Source organism: Streptomyces luteogriseus (genome assembly GCF_014205055.1).
GTDB lineage: Bacteria > Actinomycetota > Actinomycetes > Streptomycetales > Streptomycetaceae > Streptomyces > Streptomyces luteogriseus.
The window spans coordinates 6,550,063-6,563,877 of the sequence record NZ_JACHMS010000001.1 but is presented as its reverse complement, the minus strand read 5'-3'; the positions used below and the strand labels follow the sequence as shown (position 1 = coordinate 6,563,877).

Below are 13,815 nucleotides of genomic sequence, written 5' to 3'. Positions count from 1 at the left end.
TCTCAGACCTCCGCGGTGGCACGCTCGGGACGGCACAGGGCCGCGTACAGGCCGGCGGCGAGCGCCGTGCCGATGAACCAGGAGTACGGGGCGACGTCGCTGAAGGTCTTCACCAGTGCGAGCACCGCCGCGACCCCGGCCGCCGGCAGGAACGCCCACAGCGCCTTGGGGTTGAAGCCCTTGCGGTAGTGGTAGCGGGCGCCGGGAGAGGCGTCGAACAGCTCGTCCACGTTCACGCGGCCGCGCTTGACCCAGTAGTAGTCGACCATGATCACGCCGAACAGCGGGCCGAGGAAGGCGCCGAGGCCGCCGAGGAAGTAGTTGACGACGGTCGGGTTGGAGAAGAGGTTCCAGGGGGTCACGAGCAGCGCCGCGACGGTGCTGATCATCCCGCCGACCCTGAAGGTGATCTTCTGCGGCCAGACGTTGGCCAGGTCGTACGCCGGTGAGACGAAGTTGGCGACGATGTTGACGCCCATGGTGGCGATGGCGAAGGTCAGCGCGCCCACCACCAGCACCCAGGTGTTGCCGATCTCGGCGACCAGGTAGGCGGGGTCGGTGATCTCCTTGCCGATGACCTCGAAGGCGCCGGCGGTGACGATGACCGACACGATCACGAAGGCCGTGGAGTTGATGGGCAGGCCCCAGAAGTTGCCGCGCCTGACCGACTTGTAGTCGGGGGCGAAGCGCGAGAAGTCGCAGAAGTTGAGCATCAGGGTGCCGTACGTGGCGAGGACCAGGCCGATCGCGCCGAACCACTGGCGCCACTGCTCGCCGACGGAGACCGGGTGCGGGGTGGAGGTGAGGGAGATCGTCCAGCCGGCCTTGTAGAGGACCCATACGGCCAGCGCGATCATCACGAGCCAGATCGCCGGGCCGCAGAAGTCCTGGAACTTGCGGACCGATTCCATGCCCCGGCTGATGATGGCCGCTTGGACCAGCCACAGGGCGATGAAGGAGACCCAGCCCAGCGCGTCCAGGCCAAGGAACGAGTTGTGCGTCCACGACTCCAGGCCGGGCCAGGCCGCCAGCAGCATCACGTTGACGGCGACGGAGGCGAGGTAGGTCTGGATGCCGTACCACATGATGGCGATCACGGCCCTGATCAGCGCCGGGATGTTGGCGCCCCAGATGCCGAAGGCGATCCGGCTGACCACCGGGAAGGGCACACCGTGGCGCTGGCCGATCTTCCCCATCCAGTTCATGCCGATGTAGATGATCACGAACCCGACGAGCAGGGACGTGAAGATCTGCCAGACGTTCATGCCGAGGAAGAGCAGTCCGGCGGCGAAGGTGTAGTTGCCGAGGTTGTGGACGTCGGACATCCACATCGCGAAGAGGTCGAAGACCTTCCAGTTGCGCTTCTTCGCGGGCGCGAGGTCTTCGTTGGTGAGTCTGGGATCGGGGACGAACGCTGGGGTGCCGGTGGTCGCGGCGCGATCGGCGAGGGACACGGGGGCCTCCAGAGCAAGGGGACGACGGAGGACTGCTCTACAGGGCTGCGGACGGCCACCCTGCGAGGTGTTTGGTATACCAAACTGCGTCATGGTCTCGTCGTCAACCGTTCCGACCGATATCGCTCTTGTTAACGCTGCGTAAAAGACCCCTCGCGTCGACGAAGATGGGCTGCATGACGAAGATCGAACCCCTCGGAGCGGTACGCGAACGCGTCACGGCCGATCTGCGCCAGGAGATCATCGCGGGCAGCCTCCGTCCGGGAGACCGCCTGGTCGAACGCGAACTGGCGGAGCGTTTCGGTGTGTCGCGCGTGCCGGTCCGGGAGGCGATCCGGGCCCTCGTGGCGGAGGGCTTCGTCCACTTCGAGACACCCCGCCGCACGGTAGTACGCCGCCTCACTCCGACCGACGTCAAGGAACTGTTCGAACTGCGAGAAGCCCTGGAGGTCTACGCCGCCGGACTCGCCGCGTCCCGCGCGACACAGGAGGACCTGGCCGAGGTCCAGGAGCTGATCGACCGTGCCGCCGCCGCCACCGAGGCCGGGGACGCCGAGGCGATCACCGACGTCAACAGCCGGCTGCACGACCGCATCGTGGCGATGGCCGGCAACAGCCTGCTGACCGAGGCCCTGGAACCGGTCGCCGGGCGGCTGCGGTGGATGACCCGGCGCAACGAGGAGTGGCCCCAGCTCCTCGTGGAGCACCGTGAGCTGTACGAGGCGATCGCCTCGGGCGACCCGGAGCGGGCCCGTGCGCACGCGCTGACGCACGTGCGGACCAACTACCGCTCCACGGTGCGCCACCTGTTCGGCGAGGAGGCGGCCCCCTAGCCGCTTCCGGTGGTCAGGCCCGCCGCCCGCCCGGCCGTCCGCAGGACGTCCCGCAGCATGGTGGGGGTGAGCCGTCCGGTGAAGGTGTTGCGCTGGCTGACGTGGTAGCAGCCGTAGAGCTCCAGGCCGTCGAGACGGAAGCGGGCACCGTGCGAGAAGGCGGGGCGCGGCCGGGGCACGGGCCAGCCGGCCTCGGCGAACGCGGGCAGCGCGGCCTGCCATCCGAAGGCGCCGAGCACGACCACGGCCCGCAGGGTCGGGCGCAGCAGCCGCAGTTCCTGCACGAGCCAGGGACGGCAGGTGTCCCGTTCCTCGGGGGTGGGTTTGTTGGCGGGCGGGGCGCAGTGCACGGGCGAGGTGACGCGCACGCCGTACAGCTCCAGGCCGTCATGGGCGTGCACGGCGGTCGGCTGGGAGGCGAGGCCCACGTCGTACAGCGCCTCGTAGAGGACGTCCCCGGAGCGGTCGCCGGTGAACATCCGGCCGGTGCGGTTGCCGCCGTGGGCGGCGGGGGCGAGTCCCACGATCAGCAGCCGGGCGTCCACCGGCCCGAAACCGGGGACCGGCCGGGCCCAGTACGTCCAGTCCGCGAAGGCCGCTCGCTTGGCACGGGCCGTCTCCTCGCGCCAGGAGACCAGCCGCGGGCAGGCCCGGCAGTCCGTGATGCGCCGGTCGAGGAGGGGCAGGCCGCTGGCGTCCATCACTCCACCGTAGGCGCAGGTGGGGTCACCGTCGTCATGGGGGCGGGTCCGCGGCGGCCGCCGCGGACCCGCCCCGCCCGTGGGCTCAGGAACCGGTGACCCGCACGGCCCGCTCACCCCTCCGGCCCCGCCAGAGCAGAGCCCCGGACAGCAGGAGGGCACTCGTCAGCAGCCAGGGCAGAGGGCCCGGGCGCAGCGCCCCGACGGCCAGGCCCGTGAGCGCGCCGACCAGTTGCTGGGCGAGGGACTGGACGGACAGGGCGGTGGCGCGGCCCGCGCCGGAGACCCTGCGGTGCAGCAGTTCGCTCTCGTTCGGGGCCGCCGCGCCGAGGCCGAGGTAGACCAGTCCGAAGCCGACGACCGCGAGGGCCGTGGCCGCCGGGTGGACGGACGACGCGGTGACCCCGAGCAGCAGCAGGCCGCCCGCACCGGCCGCGAGACTGACCAGCACGGCCCGTTGGCCGCTCCCTGCCGCCCGGGCGGTGAGCGGCGCGAGGTGGCTTCCGATACCGGAGCAGACGAAACCCGCACAGGCCAGGGCGGCGTAGACCATCGCTCCGGAGGCGGTCGCGCCGGTCAGGGCGGCGGTGCGGACCGGCACGAGCAGTTCGATCGCGGCCAGGGCGCTGCCGGCCGCCGCGGCGCCGAGGAGGACCCGCCGGACGACCGTGTCCCGGCCGCCCAGCCGCAGTCCGTCCAGCACGGTGGCGGGGACGCCGCGCAGCACGGACCGCAGGGTCGCCGGTGGTCGCGGGGGCTCCCGCAGGGCGGTCAGCACATAGGCGACGAAGACGATCCGCAGCGCGGCCCCCAGCAGCAGCGGGACGGACAGGGGCAGCACCGCCCCGGAGGTCGCCTCACTCAGCCGGGCACCGAGGCCGGGTCCCAGGCCCAGCAACCAGGGCAGGGCTCCGCCCAGCAGAATGCCGGCCGCGAGCGCGGCGGAGGTCGCGGTGCCGCCCCGGGCCAGGCCGGTGCGCAGCTCGGCGTCCGGGCCGGAGCACACCTGGACGGTGTCGACGTACCAGGCCTCGGCGGTACCACTGGCCAGGGCACGGGCCGCACCCATGAGGACCATGCCCGCGGTGAGCAGCCAGGCGGTGGTGCCGACGCCGACGAGCGCGAAGGCGACCACGTTGAGCACACCGGCCGCGGCCAGGACCGGCCGGCGTCCGAGGACGTCCGAGAGGCCTCCTGTGGGCAGTTCCAGTGCGGCCACGGTCAGCGAGTGCGCGGCGAACAGTCCGGCGATCGCGGCGAGGGACATGCCACGCTCGCTGAACAGCAGGACCATCGTGGCCAGGCCCAGGCCCGGCGGCAGCCAGAGGAGCACGCAGACGGTGACGTACCGGCGCCGGGCGGTCCGCTCCCCGGGCGGCCCGGTCATGAGCGGCGTCACGGGTTGAGGTCTGCGGGATCGATGCCTTCGCGCGGCGGGCCGTCCGGGACGCCGTCGAGGGGGTCGGGGTCTGCCGGGCAGGGGGCTCCCTGTACGGGGGCTTCCGAGACGGAGTCCTCGGGGGCCGGGTCTTCGGGCGCGGGGTCAGGGAGGGCGGAGCCTGCGGGGGCGGAGGCCTCGGGGACGGAATCCGCGGGGGCAGGGCCGGCGGGTTCGTGCGGGGCGAGCGGCAGCCCGGCGGCGAGGACCACGACACGTTCGGCGCGTGGATCGTCCGCGTCCCGGGCGGTCAGCTCCTCCAGCTTCGCCGCGACGGTGCCGAAGAGCTCGCTGAGCGACTCGGCCGTCAGCCGGGGCATGAGGTCACTGATGCCCGACGCCTCCACCCACTCCTCGCCGAGCCGCCCGGCGGCCATGTCCGCCTCGTGCCGGGCCAGGGACCTCTCCAGGTGGTCGATCTGCCGTCGTCGCGCCAGGCTGACGAAGGCCCGGCCCGCCGCGGTGGACTCCATCGTCTCGTTGCTCCAGGACGTGACGGTGTGCAGCGCCCGCCAGCGCCGCTCCCGCCCGTCGCGGTGCTCGGCCTCGGCGATGAACGCGTACTTCGCCAGCACCCGCAGGTGATAGCTGGCCGACGCCGACGACTCCCCCGTCCGCGCGGCCAGTTCACTCGCCGTGGCGGGCCCGTCCTGCCGCAGCAGCCCGAGCAGCTGGATACGCAAAGGGTGCGTGAGGGCCTTCAGAGCGGCGGTGTCGTGCTCGGGATCGAGTACGCGCTGGTGCTCGTCGCTGTCCATGCCGGGAGGTTAGGCCGCCCAGGGCACTTGGCAAAAGAGTTTTTGCAAAATAAGTTTTGGGGAGTTGCCGCTGGGCCGGGATATCCCGCCCGGCGGGATGACGCGGAGGACTAAGGTCGGGGACATGGCTTCTCAAGGTGCGCAGTACGAGGGGGCGGACGGGACCGAAGACGCGGCACCCGAGTCCCCCGAGGGCACGGGCGGCTCCGGGAACGGGGATGCGAAGTCCCCGGATCCGAAGGTCGCCGCCGCGATCGCCGCTGCCGAGGCCGCGGGTCCGCAGGGCGCCACGACGGTGCGCGTAGACAGCTGGATCTGGTCCGTGCGCCTCGTCAAGACCCGCTCCATGGGCGCCACCGCCTGCCGGGGCGGCCACGTGCGTGTCAACGGCGAGCGCGTGAAGCCCGCGCACGGCGTCCGCGTCGGTGACGAGGTGCGTCTGCGGCACGAGGGCCGAGAGCGGGTCGTCGTCGTCACGCGGCTCATCCGCAAGCGGGTCGGGCCTCCCGTGGCCGCCCAGTGCTATATCGACAACTCTCCGCCGCCCCCGCCCCGCGAGGCCGTCGCCCCCGCCGGCATCCGGGACCGCGGCGCGGGCCGCCCGACGAAGCGCGACCGCCGCGAGATGGAACGCCTGCGTGGGGTGACCGGGCCGGGCAGCGTGTCCGGCCCCGGCCCTGTTCCCGGCAAGGGATTCGGCAGCGTCCCGGGCGAACCGAGGCCGTGAGCGGGGCGAGGAGCCCTCATCACCCCGCCGACCGGGGTCCGGGGCGGCTCCTCGACCCTCCCCGGACGCCGCCGGAGCCGAAAGCGCCCCGGCCGCATCCCTGTCGCACCCGGTCACGCCCGTCCCCGCAGCAGCCGGAGCAGATCCGCGTTGCGGCCCCGCCGCGCCCACGCGATGAGGACGAGCGGCACGATGAGGATCAGCGGCGTCGCCGCGTACTGCCCGTCGAAGACGGTTATCTGCACGACGAACGCCCCCACCATCAACGCGCTCAGTGCCATCGCCGCCACCGACTGGAGCACCGGGATCAACAGGGCGATCGCCCCGGCCAGTTCGAGCGCGCCGATGGTGTACATCCCGGCGCTGCCCCAGCCGAGCCGCTCGAACGACTCGGCGGCCGACGCGTGCCCGATCAGTTTGGGCAGGGCGCTCGGAACGGCGTAGAAGAGGGCGATCAGCACCTGCAGCGTGCGCAGTGCGATCCGGGCGCGCCGCCCGCGTGCGGTCGCGGACTCGGCGATGACGACGCCGGCCGGGGTGGGGTCGGCGGCGACGGTGGGGGTGGTCTCGGACATGGAGGTCTCCTGGGGAAGCGGTCCGCGCTGGTGTCGGAGAGGTAGACCGGCCCGCACCCCGGAACTCATCGCCGCCGGAGAGACGTCGACCAGAACGTTTCCCCGGCCCCCTCGCCCCACCGCCCGTCAAGGGCAGAGCCGTTGAAGCCTCTCCTCGGGGCAGGGCGTCGTCCCACTCTCCCTCCGGAGGGTGCGGTCGTAGTCGCTCAAACGCCTCAACTCCGCTCCCGCCGGCAGGCTCCGCGCATCGGGTCGCCTAGACCGCCGCCACCGCCCGCACCCATATCCGGTCCTCGGTCAGGTAGCGGTCCACCCTCAGGCCCGCCTCGTCCAGGGCCTCCTCGAACTGTTCCTTGGTCAGCGGTCGCGCCCGGAACGTATGGGTCCAGACCGCGTCAGGGAACTCGTACTCCGCGCGGACCGAGTTGACCCCGTCGCCGAGCGGCTCCGCGGACGCGATCCGCAGCGTGAAGCCGCTGGGGTCCCTGCGCTCCCGCGGCACGTTCTCGTGGTAGTCCTCGCCCTCCCGCTGGATCAGCACGCAGCCGCCCTCCGCGACATGGCGCACGCAGGTGCGCAGCAGACCGCGCCGCACCTCGGCGTCCCCCGCGTGCACGAGGAACGACGCGAGCAGCACCACGTCGAACGTCTCGCCCAGACGCAGGTCCTCGATCGGGCTGCATATCGTCCGCGCGCCGCGCACGCGCTCCAGCATCGGTGCGGATTCGTCCACCGCCGTGACCGTGAACCCGCGCTCCAGCAGTGCGTGGGTCATGCGTCCGACCCCGCTGCCGAGCTCCAGGATGCGCGCGCCCTCGGGGACCGCGGCGGCGATGATGTCTGGTTCGTCCCCGACGGGCAGCCGTGAGTAGAACTCCACCGCGCAGCCGTCCGGAGTGATGGCCCCGGGTCCCGTCCCCTCGTACCCCTCACGCATGTTCATCTCCATGCCCGTCCAACGGACCGCGTCCGCACACCCGTTCCCGCGATGACCCTCTTCACCCTTCCGAGTGAACAAGACGGTGGGAAAGGGGAGTTGAGACCGCGGCAGGGGCCGGTCGGCTACAGCCGGAACCAGCCGTGCCCCATGTACCAGTGGCCGCCCGCCCGCAGATGGTCCCCCACCGCCCGCTCCAGGGACGTACGCCGCGGCAGGCCGGCCGCCGGCAGGTCCGGGTCTCCGAAGACGAAGCGGACCGGCTCGGTGTCCGCCGGTTCCGGCTCTTCGCCGGGGTCACGGCCGGGCTCGAAGCGTTCCTGGAACCGGACGATGTTGGAGTCGGGGTCGAGGTGGCGTTTCAGCTGCGGGTCGAGCAGCCAGGAGTGGCACACCGCGACCCGATGTCGCTCCCATGGGAAATGACGGGCGAAGAACTCCCGCGCGAGTCGCAGGGAACGGTCACAGGCCGCCGGTGACAGCGTCCCGTGGAAGTCCGGGATGTGCAGGTTGAGGCAGGGGTCCCCCGGTGCCGCGTCCAGGCCGGCCGCCGCCACCGCCCGACCCGACCGCTGCCCGAGCCGGGCCCGCTCGAACTGGAGCCGTCCCAGCTGGTACAGCCCGCCCCGGAAGTGGCGGGTGAGCCATTGCGGGACCTCCACCCCTCCGCTGCCGCGCCGCCGTCGATGGAACGCCATGTTCCGCCCCAGGTCGGCGAGGGTCCGGCGGCTGACGTCGGCCGGGACTCCCCGCTCGCGGTGATACGCGCGGGTGCGGGGCAACGCCGCGACGAACACGAACACGGCGAAGTACGGGCCCAGCGCGGCCGGGGCTTCGGCGACGCGCTCGGCGAGCGGCACCTCGACGCCGGTCTCGCCGATGTCCCGTACCAGGTCCTCGACGCACTCCTCCAGGAGCCCCATGGCCCGGGCGTCGGCGGTGAGTGTCCGCCGCAGGGCGACCAGGTCGTTGATGTCCTCGTGCGGCACCGCCAGGTCGAGCAGGATCTCGGGCAGTGTGTCGGCGTCCGGCAGCATGCGCGGCTCCCCCTGTCGACCTTGGTGAACCCTCGCCACGAAGAGTACGTTGCACGTAGGAGTGGTGATCGACGATGCGTACCGGCAGTGAACCGCGGACCGCGCGCAGTGCCCTGCGGGCGCGCTTCTGGCTGAGCCTGTGGGGGCTGGTCTGGGCGCTCTTCGGGACGGTGGCGTTCGCGATCGCCGGGCGGAGCGGCTGGGCCATCGCCTGCGGTGTGCTGCTGCTGGTCGTCACGGTCGACCTGGCCGTCGTCCTCCGGCACATCCGCCAGGGCCCGCACTACCAGCCGGGCCGCGACATCCCGCCGTACCAGCCGCCGGACGAACGCCCCTGACGCGGGCGGGAGCGGCTGGTCACGAGTCGAAGCGCGCGGCCTTCAGGAACTCAGGATTCGGATCCAGCGCGGCCGCCAGGCGGAAATGGCGCTTCGCCTGGTCGGGTCGGCCCTGGCGCTCGTACGTCCGGCCGAGAGCGAAGTGTGCGAACGCGTTGTCCGGCTCCCGCTCCAGGACGATCTGGAACTCGAGCTCCGCCGGCCTCAGCTGCGCCGCCGCGAAGAAGGCCCGTGCCCGCAGCAGCCGGGCCGCGGTGTTCTCCGGGTGCGTGGCGATGACGCCGTCGAGCAGCTTCACCGCGCCCCGCGGATCCCGGGCCGCGAGGAGTTGCTCGGCGGCACGGAAGTCGATGACGTGCGTCTCCGGGGTAGGTCCGGTCGAACCGCTGGTCTCGGGCACGGCAGAGTCCTTCCCTCACTGGCTGGGTTCAACGCCCCCACGGGGTGCCGCTATTCCGCGGGAGACGGCCGGGACGCCTGCGACCTGCGCACCAGCTCGGCCCACACGTCCTTCACGCGCCGCTCCAGCTCCTCCAGCGGAACGTCGTTGTCGATCACGATGTCCGCGATCTCCCGGCGCTGCTCCCGCGTCGCCTGGGCGGCCATCCGTGCCCGGGCGTCCTCCTCGGTCATGCCGCGCAGCCGTACGAGCCGGTCGAGCTGGGTCTCGGGGGCGGCGTCGACGACGATCACCAGGTCGTACAGCGGCGCCAGGCCGTTCTCCGTGAGGAGCGGGACGTCGTGGAGGACCACCGCGTCCTTGGCGGCGGCCTCCTCCAGCTCGCGGGAACGGGTGCCCACCAGGGGGTGCACGATCGAGTTGAGGGTGGAGAGCTTCTCCGCGTCGGAGAAGACGATGGCGCCGAGGCGGGGCCGGTCCAGGCTGCCGTCGGCGGCGAGGATCTCCTCCCCGAAGGCCTCGACGACCGAGGCCAGCCCCGGCGTCCCGGGCGCGACGACCTCCCGCGCGATGCGGTCCGCGTCGATCAGCACGGCTCCGCACGCGACGAGCAGCCGTGACACCTCACTCTTGCCGGCACCGATGCCGCCGGTCAGGCCCACCTTCAGCATGTCCCGCAGCTTAGGCCCTGCCACTGACAGGGCCCTCGCCCGGGCCGTGTGACGGGATCAGTTGTCGCCTTCGCGTTCCGCCAGGAACTTCTCGAACTCCTGGCCGATCTCGTCCGCCGACGGGATGTCCACCGGCTCGGCGAGCATGTTGCCCCGGCTCTCGGCGCCCGCGACGGCGTCGTACTGGTGCTCCAGGCCCTCGATGAGCGCGCTGAGGTCCTCGTCGCCCTCGCGGATCTGCCGGTCGATCTCCGTCTGGGTGCGGTGGGCGTCCGAGCGGAGGGCGTGGGCGATGCCGGGCAGGACCAGTCCGGTCGCCGCCGTGATGGCCTCCAGGACCGTCAGGGCCGCGTCCGGGTAGGGGGAGCGGGCGATGTAGTGCGGGACGTGGGCGGCGACGCCCAGCACGTCGTGCCCCGCCTGGAGCAGGCGGTACTCGACGAGGGACTCGGCGCTGCCGGGCACCTGCGCCTCCTCGAACGGGCTCGGGTGGCCCGGGACGAGGTCGGTGCGGTTGCCGTGCGGGGTGAGGCCCACGGGCCGGGTGTGCGGGACGCCCATGGGGATGCCGTGGAAGTTCACGGAGAGCCGGACGCCGAGCCGCTCCACGATCTGCTTCACGGCGGCGGCGAAGCGCTCCCACTCCACGTCCGGCTCGGGGCCGGACAGCAGCAGGAAGGGCGCGCCGGTGGCGTCCTGCACGAGCCGCACCTCCAGGGCGGGGTCCTCGTAGTCGGTCCAGCGGTCGCGCTTGAACGTCAGCAGCGGGCGGCGGGCGCGGTAGTCCACGAGCCGGTCGTGGTCGAAGCGGGCGACGACCTGGTGGGGCAGGGAGTCGAGCACCCGGTCGACGATCTGGTCGCCCGTCTCGCCGGCGTCGATGTATCCGTCGAAGTGGTAGAGCATGACAAGTCCGGCCGACTCCTGGGCGAGCGTCATGTCGACGACGGCCAGCCCCTTCGGCTCCCAGGCGTACAAACCCTGCGGATCAAGCACAGTGACCGCTCCTCCTCGTGTCCACACCTCACAACGCCGTTGCGGGCGTGGGCATTCCCGCGGGAGGAGATTCATGATCTTGGCAGTGGGCGCAACGCCCCGTCAGGGGCGCGGGGAACTGCGCGACAACCCCCACGGCCCGAAGCCGAACGACGGCCCGACAACGCCAAGGGGCCGCACCTCGAAAGGTACGGCCCCTTGATCAGGAGCTACAGCTCAGTGGGCGTTCAGCTCTGCCCACCGGCCAGCTTCTCGCGCAGAGCGGCCAGCGCCTCGTCCGAGGCCAGCGCGCCGGAGTTGTCCGGGCCCTCGGAGGAGTACGAACCGCCGCCACCGCCGGACGCGGCCGGAGCGGCAGCCTCGCCACCCTCGGCAGCGGCCTTCTCGTCCGCCTCGCGGGACTTGATGACCTGCGCCTGGTGCTGCTCGAAGCGCTGCTGCGCCTCGGCGTACTGGGTCTCCCACGCCTCGCGCTGGGTCTCGTAGCCCTCGAGCCAGTCGTTGGTCTCGGGGTCGAAGCCCTCGGGGTAGATGTAGTTGCCCTGGTCGTCGTACGACGCGGCCATGCCGTAGAGCGTCGGGTCGAACTCGACCGAGGCCGGGTCCGAACCGAAGGACTCGTTGGCCTGCTTCAGCGAGAGGCTGATGCGACGGCGCTCGAGGTCGATGTCGATGACCTTGACGAAGATCTCGTCGTTGACCTGGACGACCTGCTCCGGGATCTCCACGTGGCGCTCGGCCAGCTCGGAGATGTGGACCAGACCCTCGATGCCCTCGTCCACGCGGACGAACGCACCGAACGGAACCAGCTTCGTGACCTTGCCGGGCACGACCTGGCCGATCTGGTGGGTGCGGGCGAACTGCTGCCACGGGTCTTCCTGGGTCGCCTTCAGCGACAGGGAGACACGCTCGCGGTCCATGTCGACGTCGAGGACCTCGACGGTGACTTCCTGGCCGACCTCGACAACCTCGGACGGGTGGTCGATGTGCTTCCAGGAGAGCTCGGAGACGTGGACCAGACCGTCGACGCCACCCAGGTCCACGAAGGCACCGAAGTTGACGATCGAGGAGACGACGCCGGAACGGACCTGACCCTTCTGGAGGGTCGTGAGGAACGTCTGGCGGACCTCGGACTGGGTCTGCTCGAGCCAGGCACGGCGGGACAGGACCACGTTGTTGCGGTTCTTGTCCAGCTCGATGATCTTGGCCTCGAGCTCCTTGCCCACGTAGGGCTGGAGGTCGCGGACGCGGCGCATCTCGACCAGGGAGGCCGGGAGGAAGCCACGGAGGCCGATGTCGAGGATGAGACCACCCTTGACGACCTCGATGACGGTACCGGTGACGATGCCGTCCTCTTCCTTGATCTTCTCGATGGTGCCCCAGGCGCGCTCGTACTGGGCGCGCTTCTTCGAGAGGATCAGGCGGCCTTCCTTGTCCTCCTTCTGGAGAACAAGGGCCTCGATCTCGTCACCGACGGCGACGACCTCGTTGGGGTCGACGTCGTGCTTGATCGAGAGCTCGCGGCTCGGGATGACACCTTCGGTCTTGTAACCGATGTCGAGCAGGACCTCGTCCCGGTCGACCTTCACGATGACGCCGTCGACGATGTCGCCGTCGTTGAAGTACTTGATCGTCTCGTCGATCGCGGCGAGGAAAGCTTCCTCGTTACCGATGTCGTTGACCGCTACCTGCGGAGTGGTAGAGGTGGTCTCGGTGCTGCTCGTCATGTGGGAAAGGGCTCCGGTACGGACAGTGAGTCGTAGGTACTGCTTACGCCGGGAGCCCGTTTCGCTCTGAAGAAGCCGGACAGCCAAGGAAGCGCCACACAAAACCACTGGTGGCGCCTCGACAACCGAGGGGACATACAACAGATGCGAGCGCGACCTGCTACGTCTGAGGTGCGCAGGCCCGCAGCGCAACTTGTAGCATACGGGGGCAGCCGGGCAGGGTCAATGCGCGAAGCCGCCCACGCGGGGCGGATCGCCGCATACCCGGCACAAGTCCTGTCGTTCGAGGCCACACAGGCCGTGCGACGCCCCCTTTTGTGCCACCGCCGGGGCCGGCTGGACGGAAGAGTACGACGAGGGAGCCGATCATCCAAGAGTCCGAAGCGTCCGAACCCGAGGCCACCCGGCGCGATGCCGATGTCACGGAAAGCTCCCGGGCCAATCGTGGCTGGTGGGACCGCAACGCGGACGAGTACCAGGTCGAGCACGGCACGTTCCTCGGCGACGACCGCTTCGTGTGGGGTCCCGAGGGTCTGGACGAGGTGGAGGCCGAGCTGCTCGGCCCGCCGGAGGAGCTGAAGGGCCGGGACGTCCTGGAGATCGGGGCCGGCGCCGCCCAGTGCTCGCGCTGGCTCACCGCCCAGGGCGCACGCCCGGTCGCCCTGGACATCTCGCACCGGCAGTTGCAGCACGCGCTGCGCATCGGCGGTTCCTTCCCTCTGGTGTGCGCCGACGCGGGGGCGCTCCCCTTCGCGGACGGCTCCTTCGACCTGGCCTGCTCGGCGTACGGGGCGCTGCCCTTCGTCGCCGATCCGCGCCTGGTCCTGCGCGAGGTGCGCCGGGTGCTGCGGCCCGGGGGCCGCCTGGTCTTCTCGGTGACGCATCCGATCCGCTGGGCCTTCCCGGACGAGCCGGGGCCGGAGGGACTGTCGGTGTCGGGCTCGTACTTCGACCGCACTCCCTATGTCGAGCAGGACGACGAGGGCCGGGCGGTCTACGTCGAGCACCACCGCACGCTGGGCGACCGCGTCCGCGACGTCGTCGCGTCGGGCTTCCGCCTCGTCGACCTGGTGGAGCCGGAGTGGCCCGCGTGGAACACCTCCGAGTGGGGCGGCTGGTCCCCGCTGCGCGGGAACCTGATCCCCGGTACGGCGATCTTCGTGTGCGAGCGGGACTGATCACACACACGCGCGTGGGACCTCGTCCCGGGCGTACGACACTGA

Annotated in this window: 14 protein-coding genes and 1 pseudogene; 4 read left to right on the top strand and 11 right to left on the bottom strand. The window is 71.3% G+C overall.

Features of this window, described 5'->3' with window-relative positions; genetic code table 11:
* Positions 1 to 2: 2 nt before the first annotated feature.
* Positions 3 to 1,454, bottom strand: a complete 1,452-nt coding sequence (locus BJ965_RS29195; RefSeq protein WP_184912611.1) for an NCS1 family nucleobase:cation symporter-1 — start codon at positions 1,452 to 1,454, stop codon at positions 3 to 5.
* 176 nt (positions 1,455 to 1,630) lie between these two features.
* Here BJ965_RS29195 and BJ965_RS29190 point away from each other — a divergent pair, with 176 nt between their 5' ends.
* The gene (locus BJ965_RS29190; RefSeq protein WP_184912609.1) at positions 1,631 to 2,287 is read left to right on the top strand and encodes a GntR family transcriptional regulator; all 657 of its coding nucleotides are present in this window, start codon (positions 1,631 to 1,633) and stop codon (positions 2,285 to 2,287) included.
* On the opposite strand, the gene BJ965_RS29185 is transcribed toward BJ965_RS29190, so the two are convergent.
* The 3 genes and pseudogenes from BJ965_RS29185 to BJ965_RS29175 form a co-directional block, all read right to left on the bottom strand.
* Positions 2,284 to 2,988, bottom strand: a complete 705-nt coding sequence (locus BJ965_RS29185; protein ID WP_184912606.1) for a uracil-DNA glycosylase — start codon at positions 2,986 to 2,988, stop codon at positions 2,284 to 2,286. The two genes, BJ965_RS29190 and BJ965_RS29185, sit on opposite strands and share 4 nt — an antisense overlap.
* 85 nt (positions 2,989 to 3,073) lie before the next feature.
* Entirely contained in the window at positions 3,074 to 4,375 is a 1,302-nt protein-coding gene (locus tag BJ965_RS29180) for an MFS transporter (protein ID WP_184917664.1), read from the bottom strand.
* A gap of 158 nt (positions 4,376 to 4,533) precedes the next feature.
* Positions 4,534 to 5,184 (bottom strand): annotated as a pseudogene (locus BJ965_RS29175) (helix-turn-helix domain-containing protein); the annotation flags it as partial.
* Between the two features lie 124 nt (positions 5,185 to 5,308).
* Between BJ965_RS29175 and BJ965_RS29170 the strand changes: the two are divergent.
* Positions 5,309 to 5,911 carry an RNA-binding S4 domain-containing protein gene (locus tag BJ965_RS29170; protein WP_184912602.1) on the top strand — a complete coding sequence of 201 codons (603 nt, stop codon included), beginning with the start codon at positions 5,309 to 5,311 and terminating at the stop codon, positions 5,909 to 5,911.
* A 113-nt stretch (positions 5,912 to 6,024) separates the two neighbouring features.
* On the opposite strand, the gene BJ965_RS29165 is transcribed toward BJ965_RS29170, so the two are convergent.
* The 3 genes from BJ965_RS29165 to BJ965_RS29155 form a co-directional block, all read right to left on the bottom strand.
* Positions 6,025 to 6,486 carry a DoxX family protein gene (locus BJ965_RS29165; RefSeq protein ID WP_184912600.1) on the bottom strand — a complete coding sequence of 154 codons (462 nt, stop codon included), beginning with the start codon at positions 6,484 to 6,486 and terminating at the stop codon, positions 6,025 to 6,027.
* Between the two features lie 256 nt (positions 6,487 to 6,742).
* Entirely contained in the window at positions 6,743 to 7,423 is a 681-nt protein-coding gene (locus tag BJ965_RS29160; RefSeq protein ID WP_246546077.1) for a class I SAM-dependent methyltransferase, read from the bottom strand.
* A gap of 125 nt (positions 7,424 to 7,548) precedes the next feature.
* The gene (locus BJ965_RS29155) at positions 7,549 to 8,460 is read right to left on the bottom strand and encodes an acyltransferase domain-containing protein (RefSeq protein WP_184912595.1); all 912 of its coding nucleotides are present in this window, start codon (positions 8,458 to 8,460) and stop codon (positions 7,549 to 7,551) included.
* 74 nt (positions 8,461 to 8,534) lie between these two features.
* Here BJ965_RS29155 and BJ965_RS29150 point away from each other — a divergent pair, with 74 nt between their 5' ends.
* Positions 8,535 to 8,798 (top strand): DUF6343 family protein, encoded by a 264-nt coding sequence (locus BJ965_RS29150; RefSeq protein ID WP_030852941.1) that lies wholly within the window; start codon positions 8,535 to 8,537, stop codon positions 8,796 to 8,798.
* A gap of 19 nt (positions 8,799 to 8,817) precedes the next feature.
* Here BJ965_RS29150 and BJ965_RS29145 read toward each other — a convergent pair whose 3' ends face one another.
* The 4 genes from BJ965_RS29145 to rpsA all read right to left on the bottom strand — a co-directional run bounded on the left by BJ965_RS29145 (position 8,818) and on the right by rpsA (position 12,592).
* Positions 8,818 to 9,198 (bottom strand): tetratricopeptide repeat protein, encoded by a 381-nt coding sequence (locus BJ965_RS29145; RefSeq protein WP_030852944.1) that lies wholly within the window; start codon positions 9,196 to 9,198, stop codon positions 8,818 to 8,820.
* A gap of 50 nt (positions 9,199 to 9,248) precedes the next feature.
* Positions 9,249 to 9,869, bottom strand: coding sequence for a dephospho-CoA kinase (gene coaE, locus BJ965_RS29140; RefSeq protein ID WP_184912593.1), 621 nt, complete (start codon positions 9,867 to 9,869; stop codon positions 9,249 to 9,251).
* A gap of 57 nt (positions 9,870 to 9,926) precedes the next feature.
* Positions 9,927 to 10,865: a PAC2 family protein gene (locus tag BJ965_RS29135; protein WP_184912592.1), complete on the bottom strand. Its 939-nt coding sequence runs from the start codon at positions 10,863 to 10,865 to the stop codon at positions 9,927 to 9,929.
* Positions 10,866 to 11,092: 227 nt separating this feature from the next.
* Positions 11,093 to 12,592 carry a 30S ribosomal protein S1 gene (gene rpsA, locus BJ965_RS29130; protein ID WP_030852955.1) on the bottom strand — a complete coding sequence of 500 codons (1,500 nt, stop codon included), beginning with the start codon at positions 12,590 to 12,592 and terminating at the stop codon, positions 11,093 to 11,095.
* A 317-nt stretch (positions 12,593 to 12,909) separates the two neighbouring features.
* On the opposite strand from rpsA, the gene BJ965_RS29125 reads away from it, so the two are divergent.
* Positions 12,910 to 13,770, top strand: coding sequence for a class I SAM-dependent methyltransferase (locus BJ965_RS29125; RefSeq protein WP_184912591.1), 861 nt, complete (start codon positions 12,910 to 12,912; stop codon positions 13,768 to 13,770).
* The last annotated feature ends 45 nt before the right edge of the window (positions 13,771 to 13,815 follow it).

Excerpts from the sequence above, each read along its gene's own strand:
- BJ965_RS29190 (WP_184912609.1), top strand. The coding sequence starts at position 1,631 with ATGACGAAGATCGAACCCCTCGGAGCGGTACGCGAACGCGTCACGGCC.
- coaE (WP_184912593.1), bottom strand. The coding sequence starts at position 9,869 with ATGCTGAAGGTGGGCCTGACCGGCGGCATCGGTGCCGGCAAGAGTGAG.
- rpsA (WP_030852955.1), bottom strand. The coding sequence starts at position 12,592 with ATGACGAGCAGCACCGAGACCACCTCTACCACTCCGCAGGTAGCGGTC.
- BJ965_RS29180 (WP_184917664.1), bottom strand. The coding sequence starts at position 4,375 with ATGACCGGGCCGCCCGGGGAGCGGACCGCCCGGCGCCGGTACGTCACC.
- BJ965_RS29165 (WP_184912600.1), bottom strand. The coding sequence starts at position 6,486 with ATGTCCGAGACCACCCCCACCGTCGCCGCCGACCCCACCCCGGCCGGC.
- BJ965_RS29150 (WP_030852941.1), top strand. The coding sequence starts at position 8,535 with ATGCGTACCGGCAGTGAACCGCGGACCGCGCGCAGTGCCCTGCGGGCG.
- BJ965_RS29160 (WP_246546077.1), bottom strand. The coding sequence starts at position 7,423 with ATGCGTGAGGGGTACGAGGGGACGGGACCCGGGGCCATCACTCCGGAC.
- BJ965_RS29170 (WP_184912602.1), top strand. The coding sequence starts at position 5,309 with ATGGCTTCTCAAGGTGCGCAGTACGAGGGGGCGGACGGGACCGAAGAC.
- BJ965_RS29155 (WP_184912595.1), bottom strand. The coding sequence starts at position 8,460 with ATGCTGCCGGACGCCGACACACTGCCCGAGATCCTGCTCGACCTGGCG.
- BJ965_RS29185 (WP_184912606.1), bottom strand. The coding sequence starts at position 2,988 with ATGGACGCCAGCGGCCTGCCCCTCCTCGACCGGCGCATCACGGACTGC.